This window comes from Stappia sp. MMSF_3263 (assembly GCF_030733745.1).
Lineage (GTDB): Bacteria > Pseudomonadota > Alphaproteobacteria > Rhizobiales > Stappiaceae > Stappia.
Genome location: NZ_JASHIK010000038.1, coordinates 1 through 22,083, shown reverse-complemented (window position 1 = coordinate 22,083; position 22,083 = coordinate 1). Strand labels below are relative to the sequence as shown.

Genomic DNA, 22,083 nt, shown 5'->3' with positions numbered 1-22,083 from the left:
GTTGCCCCGGCCCCCATTCCGGGGGGCTGCGGCGTGCCTGCGTGCGGGACGGTCCGCCGCCCTTGCAGCTCACGCAGGCTGTCACCCCCGCCTTCGAGCGGGGAGCAATCGTTTCCAGAGAGAGTGCGGAGGCCGCGAGCCGGTCCTGCCGCGACCGCCGGCGCCGGAAACATCTGCCGGGGTTGCCAATGGATCCCCGGTCAAGCCGGGGATGACATCGGAGAGGGGGCAAGCGCCTCGCGTCCCGCTCCGGCCCACGGGTGCCAATGGATCCCGGTCAAGCCGGAGGTGACACCGGAGAGGGGGCGCCGTCCGGATGCGGGCCGCGAGGGCATCGCCAAAATCTTTCGGGGAGGTGCATGGCCTCGTTCCACCCTCGGGCCGTCACCCCCGCCGGAGCGGAGCGAAGAGCGGGGGCCCATTCGTTCCCAGAGCGGGGGCGATGGGGGCGCGGTGCTGGCTCTTGCCGGGCAGGCTCGCTGCCGGCGGCAACCGCACGGCGCTCCGACCCATTGCCGGTGCCAGGGCTTCGTGCCTGCCGCGACCGGCGGTGCCTGTCACATCCGCGGGGGTTGCCAATGGGCCCCCGGTCAAGCCGGGGGTGACGGCAGAGGAGGAGGCAGGCGCTTCGCGTCCCGTCCCTGCCGGGGGTGGCCTCTGGTTCCCGGCTCTCCGGCTGCGCCCGCAGCCGGGATGACGGCAGCCGCGTCAGGCGTCCTTTTGGCGCGAGAGGTAGAGCTGCACCACGAACATCGCCCAGACGATGTTGGCGCGGCGGCGGTCGCCGGCCAGGAAATCGTCCCAGAAGAGGCGCACGAGGCTTTCGTCGAGGATGCCGACGCGGGCGATCTCGGCTGAGGAGAACATGTCCTCCGCAAGCGGTCGCAGCGGTCCCTTCAGCCAGTCGGCGCAGGGAATGCCGAAACCCCGCTTCGGCCGGTCCCAGAGGTCGCGCGGCACGTAGCGGCCGAGCACGGCGCGCAGGATGCCCTTGCGCTCGCCGCCCATGGTGCGGATGCGGTCGGGCAGGGAAAGGGCGAAGCGGACGATGGCCGGATCGAGGAAGGGAACGCGCGTTTCCAGAGCATGCGCCATCGCCGCGCGGTCGACCTTCACCAGGATATCGTCGGGCAGGTAGTGGGCGAGGTCGAGCATGCTCGCCTGTTCCAGCACGCTCCAGTCGCGCTCGGCGGCGACCGTTTCCAGCAGCGGGTGGGTCTCGCGGTGGCTGCCCTCGACCAGACGGTGCGCGGTGTCGAGCAGGGTGAACTTGCGCTCATAGGCGGCAAGGGCCGTGTCGGCCGACAGTCCGGCGAGCTTTTCCTCGAGGCGGAAGCGCATTCCGGCGGGACTTCTCGAGCCGATGCGGCTCCAGCCGAAGCGCTCGGCCGGGGCGACGAGACCGGCCAGCTGGGCGGAGACATAGGCGCGGCGGGCAAGCCGGCCGATCCGCGCGCCGGGCGATCCGCTCCACTGGCGGGCGATGGAATGGTAGCGTCCGTAGCCGGCAAACAATTCGTCGGCCGCATCGCCCGACAGGCTGACGGTGACGCGGGTGCGGGCAAAGCGGGCGACCATGTAGGTGGGCAGCTGCGACTGGTCGGTGAAGGGCTCGTCATAGACGTCCGGCATCTGCACGACGAGATCGCGCGCCTCCTCGCCGGAGAGGTAGATCTCGTTGTGCCGGGTGCCGAGATGCCCGGCGACCGAGCGGGCGAACTCGGCTTCGTTGGTCGACTTGTCGTGGAAGCCGAGCGAGAAGGTCTCGACCGGCGTGGCGCTCAGCGACTGCATCATTGCCGCGATGGTGGAGGAATCGATGCCGCCGGACAGGAACGCGCCGAGCGGCACGTCGGAGATCATCTGGCGGGCGACGGATTCGCGCAGCAGCGAATCGAGCTGGTCGACGGCCTCCGCCTCGCTGCCGGAAAAGCGGTTGGCGCGCGCCGTTCGGGCTTCCCCGAGCGTGTCCCAGAAGCGGGTCTCGCGCCAGGTCCCGGGGGTCATGCGGCCGGGGGAAAGCTCGACGCAGGCGCCCGGCGCGATCTTCACGACATCCTCGAAGGCGGTGCGCGGCGCGGGGATGTAGCCATGGCGCAGACACTGGGCGATGGCCTGCCGGTCGACCCGGCCGTGCCAGCCCGGATGGGCCTTCAGTGCCTTGATCTCCGAGGCGAAGGCGATCTCGCCGCCGAACAGGCCGACATGCAGCGGCTTTTCGCCGAAGCGGTCGCGGGCGAGCGTCAGGGTGCGCTTCTCTCGGTCCCAAAGCGCTATGGCGAACATGCCGGTGGCGCGCTTCAAGGTCTCGGCGAGACCCCAGGCGACGACGCCGGCGAGCAGCACCTCGGTGTCGGAATGGCCGCGCCACGCGGGCGCCTTGCCTTCTTCCTCCAGCTCGCGGCGCAGGTCGAGATAATTGTAGATCTCGCCATTATAGGTGATGACGAAGCGGCCGCAGGGCGAGTGCATCGGCTGGGCGCCGGCGGGGGTGAGGTCGAGGATCGCCAGGCGCCGATGGATGAATGCGACACCGGCGGCCTCGTCGCGCCAGATGTCGCCGGCATCAGGGCCACGGTGGTGGATCGCCCGGTCCATGGCGGCGAGCACGGCAGGATCGCGCGGGCTGGCCGCGTCGGGTCCGAAGATGCCGGCAATTCCGCACATGGGGCGCTCCGTGTCGCTGTGATCCGGCGCATCCCGCAGCGTCAGGCCGGGGCGCGCGTTTCCTTCGGCGTTCCCTTAAATCATTCGGGAGAAGACGGCACTTTGTTTCTTGCCGGCGGGGAAGCGGCGGCGTGCCGGATGAATGCCCTATTCGGCGGCCTCGGCGGCAAGCGGGCGGGCGTCTGCATGACCGATCCAGCGGTCGAGAAAGTCGTCGAGCCAGGCCTTCACCGCCGGATCGAAGGCGAAGCGGCCGGCGAAATGATCGCGCCGCTGGCGGGCGCCGGGCAGCGCCATGCGCGGGGCGGCGCGCGTCGTCCAGCGCACCATCATCTGGTAGGTGAGCTCGGGGTGGAACTGGATGCCGTAGGCGGCCGGACCGACGCGGATCGCCTGGTTGGGATAGGTGTCGCCGCTGGCCAGAAGCTCGGCGCCGGCGGGCATGTCGAAGCCTTCGCGGTGCCACTGGTAGACCTTGCCGGGCCAGGACATCATCCGGCTGCCGGCATCGGTGGGATGCAGGTCGTAATAGCCGATCTCGACCAGTTCATCGTCATGGCCGCGCACTCTCGCACCAAGGTTGCGGGCGAGCATCTGGGCGCCGAGGCAAATGCCCAGGAACGGCTTTTTCTCGCGCAGGGGCACGTCGATCCAGTCGATCTCGCGGGCGATGAAGGCGTCGGTATCGTTGGCGCTCATCGGGCCGCCGAAGATCACCGAGCCGACATGGTCGGCGAGGGTCTCCGGCAACAGGTCGCCGAAGCGGGGGCGGCGGATATCGAGGGCGAAACCGCGCTTCACCAGCTCCTGGCCGACGCGGCCCGGCGTCGAGGTTTCCTGATGCAGGACGATGAGGACCTTGGGGCGGCCCTCAAGTTGCTTGGGGTCGAGGATCATCGGTCCAGTCTATAGTGCATTGCAAGGATGCGTCGAGGGGCCAAAGGGTTCAGGTCTCTCCCTCGTCGGCGGCACCTGCCGGCGAGGGTGCCTCGCCGGCCACCTTGCGGCGCAGTGCGAGCCGGTCGCGCGAGGAGATGCCGAGCAGCTCGGCGACCCGCCAGACCGTGTTGTCCTCGAACTCGTGCACGGTGCCGTCGGCATAGACGAGTTCCCACATCATCTCCAGCACCTTGAGACGTTCCTCGATCTCCAGGCTGCGCTTCAGCACGGAGGTGAAGCCGTAGAGGTCGACCGCCTCGTTGTCGCGGCGCGTGGCGGCCTGGATCAGTTCGGCGGTCATGTCCGGGGTGAGCTGGTAATTGCGCTCCAGAACCTCGTACAGGGTGGTGCGCTCGGCTTCGTCGACGACGCCGTCGACCGAGACGATATGGACCAGAAGGGCAGCGGCGGCGAGCCGGTGATCGTCCTCGGCAAAGGTCATGCCGCCGTCCTCGCCGGTGACCGCATTTCGCAAAAAGCGCTTCAACGCTGAAAACATGTGCCCTCCAGAGCCGTACACTCGCCGCGCAGCATCGGCAATTGGCGGGCGAATGTCCATGCCGTCCTTGGTTTCCCGCATGGTTCGGCCATGCTGTCGACACGCTTTGGCGTAGACTGCCGGTGATTCGCGCTTTCTGGAGACATGCCTTGAAACGCCTGCTGGTCGGCCTTGTGTGCCTGCTTTTCGTGCTTCTGGCGGCCGCCTTCGTGGTGCCGCTGCTGCTGCCCAAGGACGCGATCCGCGCCGAGTTGATCGCCCAGATCGAACAGCGCACCGGCTGGCGCCTGCGCCTCGACGGACCGGTCGGGCTGTCGCTCGTGCCCGGCTTCCGGCTGACGGCGGAGGATGTCGGCATCTCGGTCGGCGGCGCGGGGGAATTCGCCCGGGCCGGGGAGGTCGATTTCGGCCTTGCCTGGGGCGGGCTGTTCGGCGGCGAGGTGCAGCTCACCCATGTGGTTCTCGAGCGGCCAGCGATCTCGCTGGAAATCGGCGAGGACGGCCAGCCGAACTGGGGCATGGCAGGCGGCGGCGCGGCAATGACGGGCGAGGCCGGCGGCACGGGCTTTCCCGCCGACCGCTGGAGCGCGGCGACACAGGCAATTTCCGAAAGCAACGCGGAGAACGGGGGCGAGGGCGCCCTGGCGCTGCGCCAGAGCGCCGCGGAGGCCTCGGGCGACGATGCGCGGCTCGGAGCGGAGGTCGACGGCCTCGGGCTGGCCCGGATCGGCGTCGACCGGCTGACCATCGAGGACGGTTCCTTCACCTATCTCGACCGGCGCAGCGGCGCGCGGCAGACGGCGGAGGCGATCAACGTGACGCTGCGCCTGCCGGCGCTGTCGGGACCGCTCGACATCGAGGGCGAACTGACCCTTGGCGGCATCGAGGACGGTGTCGTGCTGGAAGTGGCCGGTGCGCTGGCCGCCCCGCTGAGGCTCGCCAATGGCAGCTCGAGCGGCATCGATCTCAGCCTCAGCGGCGCCGGAGCGCGCGCCACCGCGACGGGGGACGTGTCCCTCGGCGATCCGAGCCGGCTGCGCGTCACGCTCGAGGGCGAGGCGCTGGGTGAGACGCTCGCCGCGCTGGGCAGCGCGCTGCCGCGCGATCCGGGCGCCTACCGGATGAACGCGGACATCGCGGGCGACGCGGCCCGGATCGACATTGCCAGCCTGACCGCCAATGTGGCGGGCGCGGAACTGAGGATGGCGGGCAACGTCGCGCTTGCCGGCGAGGCGCCGGTAATCAACGCCCAGATCGAGGTCTCCAAGGCCAACCTGGCGACGCTGCTGACGCTTGCCGGACGCGCGGAAAAGGCGCGCGGCACGATTGGCGGCTCGCTGCGCCTGTCGGCCAGCGGCGGCGACATGGCGATGCTGCTGGGAACGCTGGATGCGTCGGGCCGGCTGTCGCTTTCCGGCGGCGGCATCGACAACCTGCCGGTTCCCGGCCCGCTCGGCGAGGATGCGGGCGCGCGGCGCATCGACGACCTGGCGCTGGCGCTCGATTTCGCGGGGCTCGATGCCCCGGTGTCGCTCAGCGGCGGGCTGACCTGGCGCGGCGAGGCGTTCAGCGTCGAGGGCAGCGCCACACCGGCGCTGATGATGGCCGGAATGCCGGCGCCGACGCGGCTGCGCGTCAACGGCTCGCATCTCAAGGTCGGTTATGACGGCGCATTGTCGCCGACCGGCGACATCGACGGCGATGTCGTGCTGGAGACGGCCAACCTGCGGGCGCTGGCCGCCTGGCTGGGCACCCCGCTTGCCCCCGGCGGCGGGCTCGGACCCTTCGGCTTTTCCGGCCGGCTGGAGGCAAGCGGCGAGACGGTGCGGTTTTCCGGCGCGAAGATCCGTCTCGACGACACGAACGGGCAGGGCGAGGGCGAGTTGCGCCTTGGCGCGCGGCCGAAGCTGACGGCGCGGCTCGACCTGGAGCGGCTCGGCCTCGATCCCTATCTGGGCAGCGCCTCCGGCGCCGCGGCCCCTCCGGGCGAGGCGCGCGTGCCGGGCGCGGAAGGCAGCTCGTGGAGCCGCGCGCCGATCGACTTCAGCGGTTTGCAGGCGGTCGACGCCGACCTGACGCTCAGCGCCGGGACCATCGTCAGGGAAAAGCTCGAGATCGGGCGCAGCCGGCTCAACGTCAAGCTGGAAGGCGGCCGGCTGTCGGCGGAACTGACCGAGATGGCGCTCTACGGCGGCCAGGGCCAGGGCGCGGTGGTGCTCGATGGCAGCGGCAGCATTCCCGAACTGGCGGCGCGCTTCAAGCTGACCGACCTCAATGCCGGGCCGTTCCTGTCGGCGGCCGCCGATTTCGACTGGATCGAGGGCCGGGTGGGCTCCGAGCTCGACGTCACGGCGCGGGGCGTCAGCGAATACGAACTTGTCGCCGATCTCAACGGCACCGCCCGGTTCGACTTCGCCGACGGCGCGATCCGGGGGCTCAACATTCCGCGAATGGTGCGCGGCCTTACGGTCGATACGCTGCTCGGCTGGGCCGAAAACCCCAAGCAGAAGACGGATTTTTCCGCGCTGGGAGCAAGTTTCCAGATTACCCGGGGCATTGCCGCATCGGAAGACCTGGCCCTGATCGGTCCGCTGATCCGGATGAGCGGCGCGGGCCGTGTCGACATGCCTGAACGCAGCCTCGACTGGCGGCTTGAACCGCGGGTCGTCGCCAGCCTCGAGGGCGGGGCGCCGGTGCCGCGCGGCAAGGGTGAGGCGCGCGACCTGGAGGGACTGGGCGTCCCGGTCGTGGTACGCGGTTCCTGGGACCGGCCGCAGATCTACCCCGACATCAAGGGCATCCTGGAGGACCCGCAGGCGGCGCTGAAGCAGTTGGAAAGCCTCGGCGGGGGCCTGTTCAAGTCGCTGGGCGGGGGGACGGCGCCGGAGGGCTCGCTCACCGACGCGGCCACCAATGCCGCCAACGAGGCGCTGCAGCGGGCGACCGGCGGCAATACCAGTATCGACGTACAGAAGGTGATCGAAGGCGAGGTCGACGACGGCGAGGTGCTGGAGGCTGTCGAGCAGGGCTTCGGCCTGCCATCCGGTTTCCTCGGCTCCTTCGGCCTTGGCAACAAGCGGCAGCAGCCGCAGCAACAGGCACCCGAGAACGGCGAGACCAACGACAAGCCGTCGCCCTGAGTGTCGGCGGCTCCGCTGGTGCGTTGCCGCCGACGGTTTCCGGGCTTCCCGAGGTGGACCTGAAGTCCGTTCAGTGTCCGCCGTCAGGTGAAATGAACGTCAGGTCCCGACCCTAGAGCGCATCGATCCATGCCGTGATCGCGGCGTTCACGTCATCCCTGCGGTCCTGCATGATCCAGTGACCGGCATCGGACCAGACATCGACCTTCGATTTCGGATGCGTGAACCATGGTCGCATGCGCCCGGCCTGAGCGGGATCGCGGCAGAGGTGATAGACGGGCATCGCCAGTTGCCTGCAGAATTCCGCGCTGTTCCTTCCGGTGCCGATCTGGTCGGCGCCGAAGAAAAGCGGACCGAATGATTCACGCACGACGTGAGCCGGCATCCCCTGGACGCGGCGCGCATGCCAGCGCTTGAATGCCGGATCGGTCGCCGGGTCGTAAACGGCCTGGAAGAGGGCCGGCACGACGGTGCCAGGATCGCCGGCGGACAGGTCATCCGTCACCTTGGCGAAGAAACCCGCCGCATCGGGGCCAAACCCGAGCGCGCCGTCGACGGACACGACCGCACTGACAAGATCGGGCCTCCTTGCAGCGAGACGGGCGGCAATCTGTCCACCCATGGAGTGCCCCGCGATGACGAACTTCTCACCCGGGTAACTCGTCGAGATCAGGGCTTCGATGTCTGCCGCATAGTCAGCCGGGGCGTAGGCGCCCGATGGCATCACCTGGGACCTGCCGTGCCCGCGCAGGTCGGGGGCGACGACACGGTATTTGCCCTCGAACAGCGGCAATTGTCCGATCCAGTCGTTGGAATCGCACGTCCAGCCATGCAGGAGCATGACATTCCTGCCCGTGCCGACATCCGTGCGGAAAAGGCTGGCTACCGGCGTCTCCGCTGCCATTGCCGGCGCGCCGCCGCGGGTTGCGACGGCCGCAGCCGCCGCACCGGCGAGTTTCAACAGGCTGCGCCGGGAAAAATCGTGCTGGTTGGAGTTCATTTGCATCCTCTGTCATCTGCCGGGCTCAGTGCCCGCCTCCCTGCACTGGCGAGGGTCGAGGCGGCCGTCCCGGGTGCTGCGTGTGTTGCAGAATAGATATCGATTGTATATCTAGGATCAAGAATGCACTTTCAGGCGCGCAGGTATACGCGAGGATATCGGGATGTCATGCCAGGTTGATGCGGTGTTCTTTTCGGACTGCGCCGCGCGCTCCTTCTTCGACCAGGTCGCCAACAAGTGGTCGGTGATGATACTCACCGTCCTCCTTGAGAAACCGACGCGCTTCAACGAGTTGAGGAGGAGGCTGGAAGGCGTGACGCACAAGGCGCTGACACAGGCGCTCCGGCGCCTGGAGCGCAACGGGCTGGTCGTTCGGCGGGTGTTCGCCACATCACCGGTCGCGGTCGAGTATTCGATCACGGACCTCGGGCGCACCCTTCAAGTCCCGCTCGGCGCGGCGTTCGACTGGGCGATCAACCATCTGCACGAGATCGAGCAGGCGCAGGAAGCCTATGACCTGAGGGAGGAGAGGTAGGCCTGCCGCGTTGAGGGCTCTCCACCCGATCCGTTGGGGCGAACCCGTCTTGCCGAACACATCCTTTCTGGCGGATCATGGCCGGACCGGACGCGGTTTCCAGCACGATCATATGTCCACGCCGTGGCGGGTTGCGTCCAGAACCTGCATCCCTAGCGGTCGCGCCAGAACTTGCGCACGCGGCGGGTCTCGTCCCACAGCGCGCGGGCGCTTTCCCAGGCATGCTCGGCGCGTGCCTCGTGCCAGCCCATGACAAAGCCGGCGGCAAGCAGCGTGGCGGCGGGCTGCTTCCTTTGTCCCGACGTGGCGATATCGGCGAGGCGGCCGGCCATGACCACGTCGTTGAGATAGCCGAAGACGTCCTGCAGGGTTTTCAGCCGGGAGAGAAACGGCTTGACCTTCCTGGCGGCAAAGGCGGGACGGAAGAACTCCACCGTGTAGCGCAGTTTTTTCAGCTCCTTGCGCAGGTCGTGGCGCTCCTCGAGCGTCAGGTCCTCGATGCGGGCCGCCAGCCTTGCGGCGGCCTTCCAGCGCTTGTCGAGAGCCTCGGCCGCGAACTCGGCCAGCGGCCTGCCGCCGTCGGCGGCCTCGTTGCCCGTCTCGGGCAGTTTGCGGCCATCGCCTTCGGCAAGCGCACCGATCCGGAAGAGCAGCGCGTTGACGGACGGGTCGAGCAGCGCCGCGCGCAGGGCTGCGCGGGCCTTCTCGCGGCCGGACAGGACGAGTTCGGCAAGCCGGTCGGCGGCAAGCGCTTGCGGGGCGAACCCGGCCGCCGGGGCAACGATCTCCTCGGCCAGCACGTCGAGGTCGCGCAGGTCGCCGACCCGGTTGGCAAGATCGCGGGCGGCGGCGTCGAGGCCGGCGCGAACCTCGCTCTCGAGCAGGGCATGATGAACCTTGAGGGCGCTGCGCAGCCGGCGCAGCCCGACGCGCAGCTGGTGAGGGCCTTCCGGGGCGTTGCTGTCGAGCGTCACGTCGCGATTGGCGGCAATCTGGTCCATGCAGGAGACGAGAATGGCGCGGAAGGCGGTTTCGGCCGTGTCGGTCGCCGGATCGAGATCGACATCGGCGGCGGTCCTGGCCTTGATCTCCGGTGTCTCGCCGTTGGCAAGCGCATAGCCGCGCCCGGCCTTTGTGAGGGTGGAAAAGCGCGCCACGGCGGTGCCGGACAGGGCGCCGGCGAGACGGAAGAGGTCCGCCGGGCGACCCTGTTTCAGCTCCAGTTCGGCCTCGAAGAGCGGCGCGATCCGTTCACCGGCGCGGATTTCACCGGCATCGAGCGCCATCTCGATGACCGAGCCGTCGACTGTCTCGAAGATGCGCGTGGTGCGTTTCATCATCGTCTCGAAGACCGGCTCGAGCGGCAGGCCGGCAACGAGGCGCCACAGGCCCTCGCGCAGGCCGGGATCGGCGATGCGGGTGAGATCGGGGGCCGGACCGGCGACCGGCACTTCCTCCTCGCGCGGCTTCGACATGCCGCCCTTGACGCCGGTGCCGGCCTTGACCGTCTGGATCCAGGCACGGCCGACCTTGCGCACCCTGAGCGACCATTTCGCCTTGCGCAGCGCCCTGTCGGCATTGTCGAAATAGATCGAGCGCAGCGTGCGCGTGGCGGCGCGGCCGACGGTGAAGCCATCGGGCGCCGGCTCCGTCCTGAGACGTTGCATGGCGGGGCGGGCCAGCTCCAGCTTGAGCTCGATTTCGCGTTGCGTAACAGTCATGAAGATCGCTCTAGCCGGTTTTCCCGGGGCTGTCCACAAAAGCGCACTGAGCGCGCTTTTGTTTGCCGGCTAGCAACGCCGTCAGTCGATCACGATCTGGTGGGCGAGGGTGTCTCCGTCGGAGATGGTGACCTGGGTGAAGCCCATCAGCTTGCAGAAGTCGAGGAAGGTGAGTTCGTGTGGCGCCTCGCTCTGCTGGAACAGCGGCGTGGTGCGGGCCTGCGAGGTGAGGGCGGCAAGCAATGCGCGCATCCGGTAGAGCGTGTCGTAGCGGCCCGGGCCGGTGGCGACGATGATCATCTTCTCGAATTCGTTGCCCTTGACGAAGAGATGGAAGTCGGGGGCGTTGCCGCGAGCGATCTGCTGTTGTTCGAAACCGACCGCGAAGGCGGCGCGCGAGCGCTTCGACGCGTCGGCGGCGACCGGTACGCGGGCGACATAGACCTCGCGCGAGCGCGGCACCGGATAGTAGTAGCCGGCATGCAGGTCGGAGGCCGCGGCCGGGGTAAGGAGCCCCGAAGGACCGGCAAGCCCGCAGCAGGCAAGCAAGGCGAGCAGCAGCGCCCGCAGCGAAATATGTGTCATCCTGAACGCCCCCCAAAAACCGGTCGAAGCCGGCCGCGACCGGCGAAGTGAAGCATCTCGCGCCGCACCCCGCCACCGGCTTCTTGCCGCTTCCCGGAGAGAAGGCTTGAGCCTTGCCGCGATCCGGTGTGATCTGCGTGGGTCCGGAGGGGGTGCAGGAGGCTGACGCCATGGCCGTGATGGAATTCGAGAAAACCCGGGGCTTTCGCATCGCGGCCGTCGTTACCGGTCTGGCGCTGGCGCTGATCGCCACCGTGATCGTCGTCCACAACCGGCAGCAGCAGGCGGCAATGACCCATGTGCGGATCGCCGGCGGCGGTTTCCTCTTCTACTACCGGCTCGGCGAGGTTCGTGCCGGCGTCACGGCGATCGTGCAGAAGCCGACACCCTCGCAATCGCGGCTGGTGGCGGAGTTCGAGAACCCGGCCGGCGGGGCGCCGATCTCGGCCGAGACCCGCATCCGCCATGGCGAGATGCGCTACGGACTGGAAACGCCGCCGCTGTCCGGCGTCGTCAAGGGGCGCGCCTACGCGGTGACCGTGAAGCTCTACGAGTATGGCGGAGCCGAGCCGCTGGAGACGCACGAAACGGTGCTGACCAGCGAACTCGAACAGGAAACCTCGCCGCAGGGACCATTGACGATCGGGCCCGGCTACCACCGTCCGCCACCCGCCGAGTGAGCGAGCCGGCCAGGGTGCGGGACGTCACGTCCGGCGGCGCGGCGCCTCGACGGCGGCAACGCCGGCGCCGTCGAGCTCTTCCGGCTGCCTGCCGTAGGTGGCGAAACGGGCGATCACCTCGTTCATCTCGGCATCCGACAGGATGACGGGCTCACCCATTTTTCGGGCAATGGCGTATTGCCGGCACAGGGCCTCGATCTCGCCGGCCAGCCACAGCGCCTTGTCGAGGCGCGGGGCGAAGCAGATCATGCCGTGATTGGCGAGCAGGCAGGCGGTGCGATCCTGCAGCGCGGCGAGCATGGCGCGCGACAGCTCCGCCGTGCCGAAGGTGGCATAGGCGGCGGTGCGCAGCGTCTTACCGCCGGCAACCGCAATCATGTAGTGGAAGGGCGGGATCTCGATCCTGAGGCAGGAGAGCGCGGTGGCGTGCGGCGAATGGGTGTGGACCACGGCGCCGGCCTCGGGCCGCGAGGCGTAGATGTCGAAATGCATCCGCCATTCCGACGAGGGCAGCCAATCGCCGGAATAGCTGCCGTCGAGATGGACCGGCACGACCTGCTCCGGAACCATCGCATCGTAGTCGATGCCCGAGGGAGTGATCAGGAACCCCTCGCCATGGCGCAGCGAGACATTGCCGGAGGTGCCCTGGTTGATGCCGAGGGCGTTCATGCGCCGGCAGGTCTCGATGACGGCAAGGCGCGCGGCGAGGTCTTCCTCAGGGGTCGGGAAGGCGGGAGAGGGGGAAACGGATGACATGGGCGGGCCTTCCGGCGGCCGGTTTCCGACGGGGAGGGTTCCGGAGATGTCGCTTTCCGGAGGGCCTGCGTTCCGGCCGATGGTGCCCCCGGTCCGACTCGAACGGACACTCCGGTTAGGGAAACGGATTTTGAATCCGTCGCGTCTACCAATTCCGCCACGGGGGCCCGCAGGAAACGGCGCGATCATAGCCATCGCGCCGATGCCGTCAATTGAAACATCCGGCCCGGACCGCTTGTGCACACAGGGCCATCGGCCGCACCGGATTATGGTGACAAGCGGCGCGCTTCCGGCTAATTACGCGCCATGTTGCGCCGCCTCTACGACTGGACCATGTCGCTCGCCTCCGGCCCCCGCGCGCCGGTGGCCCTTGGTGCCGTTTCCTTCGCCGAAAGCTCGTTCTTTCCGATCCCGCCGGACATCCTGCTGATCCCGATGGTGATCGCGCGGCGGGCGCGGGCCTTCTCCTACGCGCTGCTGTGCACGGTGACGTCGGTGCTTGGCGGGGCGCTCGGCTATGCCATCGGCGCCCTGCTCTTCGTCCAGTTGGCGCGGCCGATCCTGGGTTTTTACGGCTATCTCGACAAGTTCGAGGCGTTCAGCACCAATTTCAACGAATATGGCGCCTGGATCGTCTTCATCGCCGGTATCACGCCGTTCCCCTACAAGGTGATCACCATCGCCAGCGGGGCGACTGACCTGAGCCTGCCGGTGTTCATGGTGGCGAGCGTGCTGGCCAGGGGCTTGCGCTTCTTCGCCGTCGCGGGTCTGCTCTACCTGTTCGGCCCGCCGATCCGGCATTTCATCGAGCAGCGGCTGGGGCTCGTCTTCACGGTGTTCGTGGTCGGGCTGGTCGGCGGTTTCATCGCCATCCGATATCTGTGACGAGGTTGACAGCATGAGCCCTGCAGGGTCCCCGGACAGCCGCACCTCCTCCTACAGCCGGGCCGCGCTCGCCTTGCGCGCGACCGCGCTGGTGATCGCCGGCGGGCTTGCCTCGATCCTGACCGCCTGGGGCTTCCAGCTGATCGGGGGCTATGTGCCCTGCAAGCTCTGCCTGGAGCAGCGCATCCCCTATTATGTCGGCCTGCCGCTGGCCGTGCTGGCCCTGGTGCTGATGATCGCCCCGGCGGGGGCCGCGTCGCGGCGGACGCTGGCCGCCCTGCTGCTGCTGGCGGTGGCGGCGGTGTTTGCCTACGGGGCCGCGCTCGGCGTCTACCAGGCCGGCGCCGAATGGGGCTTTTGGGCCGGGCCGAGCGATTGCGGCGGCGGCACGGCGGCGCCCGGTTCGGCGGCCAACATGCTCAATGCGCTGCGCTCCACCAGGGTGGTGAGCTGCACCGAGGCAAGCTGGCGGATGTTCGGCCTGTCCTTTGCCGGCTGGAACGCCGTGATCTCCGCCGGGCTGGCGCTGCTGGCACTCGCCGCCGCGGCCGTACTGCGCCGGGGGACGTCGTCGTGAGCGGCGACGGGGACAAGGACACCGGCACGCGGCCTGGCAAGGGGCCCGGCCAGAATTCCGGCAATGCCGGGCACGGCCAGGAACGCGACGCTGCCCGCCAGCGGGAGGCGCGCGCGACGCTGGCGCGGGCCGAGCGCGAGAGCGAGACGGTGCTGCGGACGACGTTCGAGGGGGCCTCGCGGAGCGGCGATACGGCCGGTGACGATGATCCGATCGAACGGCTCGGCCGCAGGATCGGCCGCTCGGCCGGCGCGGTCTTCGCGCTCGGCCTCGTCGTCTATCTGATCTGGACCTATCTCTGAGGCTCGGGGAGAACGCCATGGGACGACGCGCGGACGGCGAGGAGGGCGTCGGTGCCGGCCTTGCCGGCAACTGGCGGGACGCGGCCGCTCCGTCGCTGGACGACTTTGCGGCGCTTGCCGCACGGGCGCTGGAGGAACTCCCCGAAACATTCCGCGAGCTGTGCGGGACCATCGAGATCCGCGTTGCCGATTTCGCCGACGACGAGGCGCTGGACGGGCTCGGCATCGAGGACCCGTTCGAGCTGCTCGGCCTGTTCGAGGGCCTCGGCCTGGCCCAGGGCGGGGCGGAGAGCTGGAGCGGCCGAATGCCCAACCGGGTGTGGCTCTACCGGCGGGCGATCCTCGACTACTGGTGCGCCCACGAGGAGACGCTGGGCGGTATCGTCACCCATGTGCTGGTGCACGAGATCGGCCACCATTTCGGCCTGTCCGACGACGACATGGAGGCGCTGGAGGCGGACGCGGACTGAGCCGCCGCCGGAGCTCCTTGCACACGCCTCTTCCGGTTCCCGCCTGCCTCAGCCGACCGGTGGCAGCAGGCCTTCTTCGAAGGTCTTGCCGATGGCGCGGCGCGCCATCATGTGCGAGCGCGGATGGTTGATGCTGTCCACCGCGACGAGCGTTCCGGCCAGCAGATAGGCGACATAGAAGCTGCCCGAGGCGGGATCGCCGAAGGTGCGGGCCTCGTCATGGCCCTGCGACAAGCCGGCGATCTGCAGCTTGGTGGCGTATTGATCGGACCAGAACCAGGGCACCGGATCGTAGTCGGCATCGGCGCCGAGAATGGCGCCGGCCACCGCCTTGGCCTGGTCGATGGCGTTCTGCACGCTTTCCAGGCGGATGGAGCGGCCGTAGAGGGCCGAGAAGAAACGGGTGCAGTCGCCGGCGGCATGGATCGAGGGATCGGAGGTCTCGCCGCTGCCATCGACGAGGATGCCGTCATCGACATCGATGCCGGCGGCGGCCGCCACTTCGTCATTGGGCACTGCTCCGACGGCGACGAGGGCCATGTCGCAGGCAAGGCTGCCGCCGTCGGCGAGCTGCACCGCCTCGATACGGTCCGTACCGGAAAAGCCGGTGATGCCGGTGTTCAGCATCAAGGTGACGCCGCGCTCGCGATGCAGGGCCTCGAAATAGGCGGAGACGGAGGGCGAGACGACGCGCTTCATCACCCGGTCCTGCGCCTCGATGACGGTGACCTCGTGGCCCATGGCGCGGGCGACGGCGGCAACCTCCAGCCCGATATAACCGCCGCCGACAATGGCGACGCGGCCGGGCGCCTTCAGCAGCGGACGCATCGCCTCGACATCGGCGATCTTGCGCAGGGTGACGACGCCGGCAAGCTCCGCGCCGGGAATCGGCAGGGCGCGGGGCCGCGTGCCGGTGGCCAGCACAAGCCGGTCATAGGGGATGCGCTCGCCGCCAGAGAGGATCACGGCGCGGGCCTCCCGGTCGATCGCCTCGATGGTGACGCCGAAGCGGCAGTCGATCGTGTTCTGCTCGTAGAAGCTCGGCGGGCGCAGATGCAGCGCCTCGTCGCCGATCTCGCCGGCGAGATGCTTCTTCGACAGGGGCGGGCGCTGATAGGGGGGATGCGGCTCCTCGCCAAGGAGGGTGATGCGGCCGCCATGGCCTCCTGCGCGAAGCGATTGCGCGGCCTGGGCGCCGGCCTGGCCCGCTCCGACGATGACGATGCTGTCCTGCATTCACGATCCTCCGCTTGCGCACTGTGGCGACGTATCACGGGGGAGCGGCACCCGCCAAGTCCCGTGGCCGCAGACAAGAAGACGCGCGGCGAGGTGCCGCGCGTCCCGGGAGGCTGCCGGGAAGCGTGCCGAAGGTTAGGCGGGGCAGGAAGCGGGGTGTTCGCGCGCGGCGCTCAGGCGGCGCGAACGCTTTCCAGGAAGCTGCCGATTTCCTTGCGCAGCCGCCGTGCCTGGTCGCCGAGCGTGTCGGAAAGGTCGCCCACAAGGGTGCCGGTGCCCCTTGCGTGCTCGGTGGCGCCGCTGACGCGGCCCATGGCCTCGGCTCCGGTGCCGGAGCGCTCCGAGGCGCGGGCGACATTCTCGGTGATCTCGCGCAGCGCGATGCTCTGCTGGCCGACGGCATCGGCAACCGAGCCGGCAATGTCGTTCATCTGAACGATGATCTGCTCGACATCGCCGATCGCCATGACGGCGTTGGCGGAGGCCTGCTGGATCGCCTCGACCTGCTGGGCGATGTCCTCGGTCGCCTGCGCGGTCTGCCCGGCAAGGTCCTTGACCTCGGCGGCGACGACGGCGAAGCCCCGGCCGTGCTCGCCGGCCCGCGCCGCCTCGATCGTCGCGTTGAGCGCCAGGAGGTTGGTCTGGTTGGCGATCTCGCGGATGAGCCCCATCACCTCGCCGATGCGGTCGGCGGTGCGCGACAGCTCGCCCATGCTGGAGCCGGTGTCGCGGGCGCTGGCCACGGCCTTTTCGGCGACCTTGGTGGAGCGGTTGGCCTGGTCGGCGATCTCGGCGATGGAGACGTTGAGCTCCTCAGAGGCGGAGGCCGCCGAGGTGACGTTGTCGGCGGCGACCCGCACGGCGTCGCCGGCAAGGGTTGCCTCCTCGGCGGCGCGCCCGGCGGCCTCGTCGAGATTGTCGGACGCGCCGGCGAGCTCTTCCGCCGCCTGGTCGAGATGCGACAGCGCATCGCCGACGGTTGCCTCGAACCCGGCAATGAGCGTGTCGAGATGGCGCATGCGGGCATCGCGCGCGCCGTTTTCGGCGCGCTGGTCGCCGGCCAGTTTCTCGCGGTCGATGGCATTGTCTCGGAAGACGACGACGCTGGCGGCCATCGCGTCAAGTTCGGTGCGGCCGTTGACCGGGGGCAGGGCGACGTCGGTCTCGCCGGCGGCAAGGCGGTCCATCGCCTGGCGCAGGGCGGCAAGCGGGGCGGAGATCGAGGCGCCGATGAGAATGCCGGCGACGAGCAGGACGGCGACGATCACGGCCATGATGGTCATCATCATCACGGCGGCGATGTCGCGGCCGCTGGCAAGCGCCCGGGCCGCCTCGGCCTGTCCGCCATCGGCGGCCTGCTTCAGCTGCGCCAGATAGGGCGGCAACACGTCGAAAAAGGCCTCCAGCTTCTCCACATGCGCGGTGCGCTCGGCGCCGGCGGCGGTGTAGGCGTCGAAGGCGGAGCGGTAGGCGGCCAGCGTCTCGCCGAGCTCGGTGGCCGTCGCGGCTTCGAGCTTTGCCTTGGCCAGCGCGCGTTCGATGCGGGCGGCCGCCACCTCGAAATTGCCGAGATTGACGTCGCTTCGGTCGAGCAGGTAGGTCTTTTCGGTACGCTGCAGGTCCGAGCCGGCGGCGGCGAGCTTCTCGGTGGCCGGGGAACGCTTGAACCGGGCTTCCTTCTGCACGCGGGAGACGAGCGCATCGCCATTCTCGGTAAGGGCGCCGAGCGCCCCGCCGGTGACCCCGGTGCCGTCGACAAGGCCGACCTTCTGCTGGGTGGCGTGAAGGTCGCGGAACGTGGCCTCGATATCGCCGAGCGCGGTCTTCACCTGGCCGATTTCCGCGGCATAGGGAGCGGCGGCCGTCAGCGCCTCGATGCGCGAGACCTGTTCGCGCGCGGTGACGACCTGGGCCGTGAACTGGTCGTATCCGGCGGCGGAAGGGGCGCTCAGATAGGTCTTTTCGGTGATGCGCATGGCGCCGGCGGAGGTGGCAAGGTCGCCGACGCCGCTGGCCAGGCCGGAATAGCTCTCGGCCCGCTTGAATGCCTGTTCGACGCTCGCCTGGCTCCACCAGAAGACGCCGCCGATGGCGGCCAGGCCGGTCATGGTGATCGCGATGAGAAGAAAAATCCTGATGCGAACGGACAGCCGTCCGACTATGCTCGAGACCGACGCGAAACCCTTAAAACGCGACACTGGCGTACCTCGACTGCAATCCGTTGCCCGCGCCAGAATTCCTCATGAAGGTTAAAATTCCACTGAAGATATCTCATTTGTGACCTTGCGGCAGATTGCCTCACAGCAAGGTCATCGCGATTCTTCCAAAGAACCGGATTGTCCCTTGCGTTCTCTTCTCGACAAGTTCGCCCCCGGCATTTTCGTGCTGCTCTGGTCGACTGGCTTCATAGGCTCGAAGCTCGGCGCGCCCTATATCGATCCCTTCGCCTTCCTGACCGTCCGCTTCGCGCTGGTCGTGCCGCCGCTGCTGGTGCTGGCCGTTATGCTTGGCGCTGCATGGCCACAGCGGGCGCGCGAATGGAGCCATTGCTTCCTTGCCGGAGCATTGATCCACGGCGTCTATCTCGGCGGCATCTTCTACGCGATCGACAACGGCATGCCGGCCGGCATTGCGGCGCTGGTGCTGGGGCTGCAACCGCTGCTCACCGCGCTGCTGGCCGGGCCGATCCTCGGCGAGACGGTGACGCGCCGGCACTGGGCGGGGCTGGCCGTCGGGGCGCTGGGGCTGATGCTGGTGGTGGGGCCGCGCATCGGTGTCGATGCCAGCGGGTTGACGACGGAAAACGCCCTGGTCTGCCTCCTGGCGGTGGCGGGCATTGCCTTCGGCACGGTTTATCAGAAGCGTTTCGCCGGGGGCATCGACCTGGTGCCGGGCACCCTGGTGCAGTATTTCGGGGCGCTGGCCGTGGTGGCGCCGCTGTCGCTGGCGGAAAGCTGGCGGATCACATGGTCGGGAGAGCTGGTGTTCGCGCTTGCCTGGCTTGTGCTTGTGCTGTCGATCGGCGCCATCCTGCTGCTGATGGTGCTGATCAAGCGCGGCAGCGCGGCGCGGGTGGCGAGCCTGTTCTACCTGGTGCCGGTGGCAACCGCGATCGAGAGCTACTTCCTGTTCGGCGAGACGCTGGGGCCGGTGCAGATCGCCGGCGCGGCGCTGGTCGTCGGAGCGTTGCTGATGATCCGCGAAAGGCGGATCGGCACGCGGCGCACGCCTGCCTGACCTTGTCTGCCAGATCTTGCCGGCCAGATCTTGCCCGTCGGGCCTTGCGTGTCAGGCGGGGTGCGCGGCGCGCCTTGTCCTGCGGCGCAGGATGGCGGCGTTGAGCTCGCCGCCGAAGACGAAGCAGATGGAGATGAGGTAGAGGAACACCAGGGCCGTCATGACGCCGGCCAGTCCCGCATAGGTGGAGACATAGTTGGCGAAACCGGCGAGCCAGGCACCGAAGGCGGCGCCGGATACCAGCCACAACACCAGCGTCGCGGCGACGCCCGGCAGGATGTCGAGGAGACGACGGCTGCCGGCGGGAAGCAGCGCGTGGGCGGCGAAGAGGCCGCCGAATGTCAGCAGCGAGGCGATGACGTAGCGCGACAGGTTGAGGCGGGCGGTAAAGGGCTCCAGCAGCGGCGCCTGGGCGATCGCCGCCTGCCAGACCAGCGGCGCGAAGATGATGAGCAGGGCGAAGCTGATCAGCACGAAGGTGCCGAACAGCACGAGCAGCAGCGCCTGCAGGCGCAGGAAAAGGTAGCCGCGCGTCTCGGCAACGCCATAGGCGCGGTTGAGCGCCACCCGCAGCGCCTCGACGCCGTTGGATGCGAACCACAGCGCGGCGACGATGCCGAAGGTGAGGATGTCGCCGCGCGGCTGGGTCAGCACCACCTCGATCTCGCGGGCGATGGGGCGGGCGACCTGCTCCGGCCAGGCGTCGAAGAGCAGCATGGCGATGCGGTCGGCGAGGTCCGACATGCCGAGAAAGCCGGTCAGCGCGGCAACGAAGATCAGAAACGGAAACAGCGCCAGCAGCGAGGACAGCGCCACGTGGCTGGCAAGCGCGAAGCCGTCATCGCCGGTCATGTGCATGACGGCGTCGTAGATTGTCGCGAAAAGGGCGCGGATTGCATGCAGGACACTCATGCCTCGCTTGTGGGGGAGGCATCGGCGCGGGTCAAGTGACGGCCGCCGGTTCATGCTGCGTCGCGAGACAGATGTAATAAAATTACTTTTCGCATCGATCAAAAGAAGCATTGCTTCGCGGCGATCCCGCGATATGGTTTGCACTGCAACATGCGGGCGGGCGCGGAACGCCTTGCCCGAAGGCGCCGGGACAGGCGCCGGGACAACAAGAGCGGAGAGGATGCATGTCACTAGCGAGCGAGTTCGGCGGTGACGCCGCCCGGGAGGCTCCGGTCACGCTGACGGGCGCGGCCGTCGCTGCCCTGGACGGGCTTCTGGATGCGGCCGCGTCCAAGGTCCGCGCGCGCGTCAGCGAGGACGGACGGATCTCGCCGGCGCTGATGGAGCGCGAGCAGCGGGCGACGCACGGGCTGGCCTGGCTTGCCACCTATGTGGCGGCGCTGAAGCAGCTCGACGCCTATGCGCGCCGGCTCGGCGAGGCCGGCGGGTTCGGCGAGACGGAAGAGCTGATCGTGCGTGTCGTCTTCGCCGAATACCTGGCGCAGGTCTTCGGCGGTATCCCGATGAACCAGGGCGAGTTCGTGCGGCCGGCGGACATGGGGATTTCGGCCGGGGAGGCCGGCTCCTTCCGCGTGCCGGCGATCGAGACGCTGATCGAGGAGGGCAACCGGCCGACGCTCCGGGCCCGGCTGGTCGAGCTGATCCGCCAGCAGGAGGGCAACTCGCTCTTCGGCGCCTCGGGGCTGGACGAGACCTATGAGCAGGTGCGCGAGGAAATGCGCCGCTTCGCCGCCGACAAGGTCTCCCCGCATGCGCATGAGTGGCACCTCGAGAACGCCTATATCCCGCTTGAGGTGATCGGACAGATGGCCGAGCTCGGCGTCTTCGGCCTGACCATTCCGGAGGAATTCGGCGGGCTGGGCCTTGGCAAGGAGAGCATGTGCGTCGTCTCCGAGGAGCTGAGCCGGGCCTATATCGGCGTCGGCTCGCTCGGCACCCGTTCGGAGATCGCGGCGGAGCTGATCCTGTGCGGGGGGACGGACGCGCAGAAGGCGAAATGGCTGCCCGAGATCGCCTCCGGCTCGGTGCTGCCGACGGCGGTCTTCACAGAGCCCAACACCGGTTCGGACCTTGCCTCGCTGAAGACGCGTGCCGTGCGCGAGGGCGACACATGGAAGATTTACGGCAACAAGACCTGGATCACCCATCCGGTCAGGGCCGACGTGATGACGCTGCTGGCGCGCACCGACCCGAGTGAGCCCGGCTACAAGGGGCTTTCCATGTTCCTGGCGGAAAAGCCGCGCGGCACGGATGGCGACCCGTTCCCGGCGGCGGGTATGTCGGGGGGCGAGATCGAGGTCCTCGGCTATCGCGGCATGAAGGAATACGAGATTGCCTTCGACGGGTTCGAGGTGGCGCATGAAAACCTGCTCGGCGGCGTGCCGGGACAGGGCTTCAAGCAGCTGATGCAGACCTTCGAGGGCGCGCGCATCCAGACGGCGGCGCGGGCGCTCGGCGTCGCGCAGGCGGCGCTCGACCTCGGGCTTCGCTACGCGCAGGAGCGCATCCAGTTCGGCAAGCCGCTGATCGCCTTCCCGCGCGTCTCTGACAAGCTGGCGATGATGGCGGGCGAGCTGATGGCGGCGCGCCAGCTCACTTATTTCTCGGCATGGGAGAAGGATTCCGGCCGGCGCTGCGACCTGGAAGCGGGCATGGCCAAGCTGCTTGGCGCGCGGGTCGCCTGGGCGGCGGCGGACAATGCGCTGCAGATCCATGGCGGCAACGGCTTCGCGCTGGAATACCAGATCAGCCGCGTCCTGTGCGATGCGCGCATCCTCAACATTTTCGAGGGCGCGGCGGAAATCCAGGCGCAGGTGATCGCCCGGCGGGTGCTGGAGGATCGCGGCTGAGGCGCGGCTGGCTGGTCACGGCGATGCGCTTC

Annotated in this window: 19 protein-coding genes and 1 tRNA gene; 9 read left to right on the top strand and 11 right to left on the bottom strand. The window is 68.7% G+C overall.

Annotated features, from left to right (window positions below):
* Nucleotides 1-708: 708 nt before the first annotated feature.
* From asnB to RBB46_RS22650, 3 genes are all read right to left on the bottom strand, one after another.
* Nucleotides 709-2,667 carry an asparagine synthase (glutamine-hydrolyzing) gene (gene asnB, locus RBB46_RS22660; RefSeq protein ID WP_306031343.1) on the bottom strand — a complete coding sequence of 653 codons (1,959 nt, stop codon included), beginning with the start codon at nucleotides 2,665-2,667 and terminating at the stop codon, nucleotides 709-711.
* 147 nt (nucleotides 2,668-2,814) lie between these two features.
* Nucleotides 2,815-3,564, bottom strand: a complete 750-nt coding sequence (locus tag RBB46_RS22655) for a glutamine amidotransferase (protein WP_306031342.1) — start codon at nucleotides 3,562-3,564, stop codon at nucleotides 2,815-2,817.
* 49 nt (nucleotides 3,565-3,613) lie between these two features.
* Entirely contained in the window at nucleotides 3,614-4,105 is a 492-nt protein-coding gene (locus RBB46_RS22650; RefSeq protein WP_306031341.1) for a TerB family tellurite resistance protein, read from the bottom strand.
* 149 nt (nucleotides 4,106-4,254) lie between these two features.
* On the opposite strand from RBB46_RS22650, the gene RBB46_RS22645 reads away from it, so the two are divergent.
* Nucleotides 4,255-7,245 carry an AsmA family protein gene (locus RBB46_RS22645; protein WP_306031340.1) on the top strand — a complete coding sequence of 997 codons (2,991 nt, stop codon included), beginning with the start codon at nucleotides 4,255-4,257 and terminating at the stop codon, nucleotides 7,243-7,245.
* 112 nt (nucleotides 7,246-7,357) lie between these two features.
* Here the strand turns inward: RBB46_RS22645 and RBB46_RS22640 are convergent, their stop codons facing one another.
* Nucleotides 7,358-8,086 (bottom strand): alpha/beta fold hydrolase, encoded by a 729-nt coding sequence (locus tag RBB46_RS22640; protein WP_306031339.1) that lies wholly within the window; start codon nucleotides 8,084-8,086, stop codon nucleotides 7,358-7,360.
* A gap of 322 nt (nucleotides 8,087-8,408) precedes the next feature.
* On the opposite strand from RBB46_RS22640, the gene RBB46_RS22635 reads away from it, so the two are divergent.
* Nucleotides 8,409-8,780: a helix-turn-helix domain-containing protein gene (locus RBB46_RS22635; protein WP_306031338.1), complete on the top strand. Its 372-nt coding sequence runs from the start codon at nucleotides 8,409-8,411 to the stop codon at nucleotides 8,778-8,780.
* 152 nt (nucleotides 8,781-8,932) lie between these two features.
* On the opposite strand, the gene RBB46_RS22630 is transcribed toward RBB46_RS22635, so the two are convergent.
* Nucleotides 8,933-10,501, bottom strand: coding sequence for a CYTH and CHAD domain-containing protein (locus RBB46_RS22630; protein WP_306031337.1), 1,569 nt, complete (start codon nucleotides 10,499-10,501; stop codon nucleotides 8,933-8,935).
* An 81-nt stretch (nucleotides 10,502-10,582) separates the two neighbouring features.
* A complete protein-coding gene (locus RBB46_RS22625; RefSeq protein WP_306031336.1) occupies nucleotides 10,583-11,086 on the bottom strand; it encodes a hypothetical protein in 504 nt (167 codons plus the stop codon).
* A gap of 170 nt (nucleotides 11,087-11,256) precedes the next feature.
* On the opposite strand from RBB46_RS22625, the gene RBB46_RS22620 reads away from it, so the two are divergent.
* The gene (locus RBB46_RS22620; protein WP_306031335.1) at nucleotides 11,257-11,766 is read left to right on the top strand and encodes a hypothetical protein; all 510 of its coding nucleotides are present in this window, start codon (nucleotides 11,257-11,259) and stop codon (nucleotides 11,764-11,766) included.
* 24 nt (nucleotides 11,767-11,790) lie between these two features.
* On the opposite strand, the gene RBB46_RS22615 is transcribed toward RBB46_RS22620, so the two are convergent.
* Nucleotides 11,791-12,522, bottom strand: coding sequence for a class II aldolase/adducin family protein (locus RBB46_RS22615; protein ID WP_306031334.1), 732 nt, complete (start codon nucleotides 12,520-12,522; stop codon nucleotides 11,791-11,793).
* Nucleotides 12,523-12,602: 80 nt separating this feature from the next.
* Nucleotides 12,603-12,689 (bottom strand) — tRNA-Leu (locus RBB46_RS22610).
* Nucleotides 12,690-12,828: 139 nt separating this feature from the next.
* Between RBB46_RS22610 and RBB46_RS22605 the strand changes: the two genes are divergently transcribed.
* Genes RBB46_RS22605 through RBB46_RS22590 form a run of 4 tightly spaced genes read left to right on the top strand, consistent with a single transcriptional unit; the run spans nucleotide 12,829 to nucleotide 14,756 of the window.
* Nucleotides 12,829-13,407, top strand: a complete 579-nt coding sequence (locus RBB46_RS22605; protein WP_306031333.1) for a YqaA family protein — start codon at nucleotides 12,829-12,831, stop codon at nucleotides 13,405-13,407.
* A gap of 13 nt (nucleotides 13,408-13,420) precedes the next feature.
* Nucleotides 13,421-13,984, top strand: a complete 564-nt coding sequence (locus RBB46_RS22600; RefSeq protein WP_306031332.1) for a disulfide bond formation protein B — start codon at nucleotides 13,421-13,423, stop codon at nucleotides 13,982-13,984.
* Nucleotides 13,981-14,286 carry a hypothetical protein gene (locus RBB46_RS22595; RefSeq protein ID WP_306031331.1) on the top strand — a complete coding sequence of 102 codons (306 nt, stop codon included), beginning with the start codon at nucleotides 13,981-13,983 and terminating at the stop codon, nucleotides 14,284-14,286. The genes RBB46_RS22600 and RBB46_RS22595 overlap by 4 nt, the downstream gene beginning before the upstream one ends.
* A gap of 17 nt (nucleotides 14,287-14,303) precedes the next feature.
* Nucleotides 14,304-14,756 carry a metallopeptidase family protein gene (locus tag RBB46_RS22590; RefSeq protein WP_306031330.1) on the top strand — a complete coding sequence of 151 codons (453 nt, stop codon included), beginning with the start codon at nucleotides 14,304-14,306 and terminating at the stop codon, nucleotides 14,754-14,756.
* A 48-nt stretch (nucleotides 14,757-14,804) separates the two neighbouring features.
* On the opposite strand, the gene RBB46_RS22585 is transcribed toward RBB46_RS22590, so the two are convergent.
* On the bottom strand, nucleotides 14,805-15,992 hold the full coding sequence (locus RBB46_RS22585) for an NAD(P)/FAD-dependent oxidoreductase (protein WP_306031329.1): 1,188 nt from the start codon (nucleotides 15,990-15,992) through the stop codon (nucleotides 14,805-14,807).
* A gap of 173 nt (nucleotides 15,993-16,165) precedes the next feature.
* A complete protein-coding gene (locus RBB46_RS22580) occupies nucleotides 16,166-18,100 on the bottom strand; it encodes a methyl-accepting chemotaxis protein (RefSeq protein WP_306031328.1) in 1,935 nt (644 codons plus the stop codon).
* Nucleotides 18,101-18,335: 235 nt separating this feature from the next.
* On the opposite strand from RBB46_RS22580, the gene RBB46_RS22575 reads away from it, so the two are divergent.
* Entirely contained in the window at nucleotides 18,336-19,229 is an 894-nt protein-coding gene (locus tag RBB46_RS22575; protein WP_306031327.1) for a DMT family transporter, read from the top strand.
* Nucleotides 19,230-19,280: 51 nt separating this feature from the next.
* On the opposite strand, the gene RBB46_RS22570 is transcribed toward RBB46_RS22575, so the two are convergent.
* On the bottom strand, nucleotides 19,281-20,141 hold the full coding sequence (locus tag RBB46_RS22570) for a YihY/virulence factor BrkB family protein (protein WP_306031326.1): 861 nt from the start codon (nucleotides 20,139-20,141) through the stop codon (nucleotides 19,281-19,283).
* 224 nt (nucleotides 20,142-20,365) lie between these two features.
* Between RBB46_RS22570 and RBB46_RS22565 the strand changes: the two genes are divergently transcribed.
* Entirely contained in the window at nucleotides 20,366-22,051 is a 1,686-nt protein-coding gene (locus RBB46_RS22565; RefSeq protein ID WP_306031325.1) for an acyl-CoA dehydrogenase family protein, read from the top strand.
* Nucleotides 22,052-22,083 lie beyond the last annotated feature (32 nt).

Coding starts and splice junctions, on each gene's coding strand:
- RBB46_RS22640 (WP_306031339.1), bottom strand. CDS start 8,086: ATGCTCCTGCATGGCTGGACGTGCGATTCCAACGACTGGATCGGACAA.
- RBB46_RS22600 (WP_306031332.1), top strand. CDS start 13,421: ATGAGCCCTGCAGGGTCCCCGGACAGCCGCACCTCCTCCTACAGCCGG.
- RBB46_RS22585 (WP_306031329.1), bottom strand. CDS start 15,992: ATGCAGGACAGCATCGTCATCGTCGGAGCGGGCCAGGCCGGCGCCCAG.
- RBB46_RS22570 (WP_306031326.1), bottom strand. CDS start 20,141: ATGAGTGTCCTGCATGCAATCCGCGCCCTTTTCGCGACAATCTACGAC.
- RBB46_RS22615 (WP_306031334.1), bottom strand. CDS start 12,522: ATGTCATCCGTTTCCCCCTCTCCCGCCTTCCCGACCCCTGAGGAAGAC.
- RBB46_RS22655 (WP_306031342.1), bottom strand. CDS start 3,564: ATGATCCTCGACCCCAAGCAACTTGAGGGCCGCCCCAAGGTCCTCATC.
- RBB46_RS22630 (WP_306031337.1), bottom strand. CDS start 10,501: ATGACTGTTACGCAACGCGAAATCGAGCTCAAGCTGGAGCTGGCCCGC.
- asnB (WP_306031343.1), bottom strand. CDS start 2,667: ATGTGCGGAATTGCCGGCATCTTCGGACCCGACGCGGCCAGCCCGCGC.
- RBB46_RS22650 (WP_306031341.1), bottom strand. CDS start 4,105: ATGTTTTCAGCGTTGAAGCGCTTTTTGCGAAATGCGGTCACCGGCGAG.
- RBB46_RS22635 (WP_306031338.1), top strand. CDS start 8,409: ATGTCATGCCAGGTTGATGCGGTGTTCTTTTCGGACTGCGCCGCGCGC.
- RBB46_RS22580 (WP_306031328.1), bottom strand. CDS start 18,100: ATGACCGGCCTGGCCGCCATCGGCGGCGTCTTCTGGTGGAGCCAGGCG.
- RBB46_RS22565 (WP_306031325.1), top strand. CDS start 20,366: ATGTCACTAGCGAGCGAGTTCGGCGGTGACGCCGCCCGGGAGGCTCCG.
- RBB46_RS22620 (WP_306031335.1), top strand. CDS start 11,257: ATGGCCGTGATGGAATTCGAGAAAACCCGGGGCTTTCGCATCGCGGCC.
- RBB46_RS22590 (WP_306031330.1), top strand. CDS start 14,304: ATGGGACGACGCGCGGACGGCGAGGAGGGCGTCGGTGCCGGCCTTGCC.
- RBB46_RS22605 (WP_306031333.1), top strand. CDS start 12,829: ATGTTGCGCCGCCTCTACGACTGGACCATGTCGCTCGCCTCCGGCCCC.
- RBB46_RS22625 (WP_306031336.1), bottom strand. CDS start 11,086: ATGACACATATTTCGCTGCGGGCGCTGCTGCTCGCCTTGCTTGCCTGC.